The organism is Acidovorax sp. SRB_24, from assembly GCF_012931925.1.
This window is the reverse complement of the sequence record NZ_MWOM01000263.1, coordinates 1-405: the sequence shown is the minus strand read 5'-3', so window position 1 is coordinate 405 and position 405 is coordinate 1. Positions and strand designations below refer to the sequence as shown.

General features: G+C 75.8%; 1 protein-coding gene. It reads left to right on the top strand.

Annotated features, from left to right (window positions below; genetic code table 11):
• The coding region (locus B2J89_RS21870; protein ID WP_169170876.1) for a pantoate--beta-alanine ligase at positions 1-405 on the top strand (405 nt) is incomplete at its 5' end.

Sequence of the window (405 nt, the reverse complement as noted above, 5' to 3'; positions counted from 1 at the left end):
TACCAGCAGCTGATGGTGCTGCGGCGCATGGCGCAGCAGTTCGCGCTGCCCATCGACATCGTGACGGGCGCCACCCAGCGCGCCGCCGACGGCCTGGCGCTGAGCTCGCGCAACGGCTACCTGAGCGAGGCCGAGCGCGCCGAAGCCATCCAGCTGCCGCTGGCGCTGCGCGCCCTGGCGCGCGAGGCTGCCGCTGCCGCGCATGCCCTGCCCGCGCAGTTGCCGGCGCTGGAAGAGCGCGCCATGGCCGCGCTGGCTGCGCGCGGCTGGCAGCCGGACTACCTGGCCGTGCGCCGGCGCAGCGACCTGCAGCCGCCGCAGGCCGGCGACGCCGCAGGCAGTCTGGTGGTGCTGGGCGCGGCGCGCCTGGGCCGCACGCGGCTGATCGACAACTTCGAGGTCTGA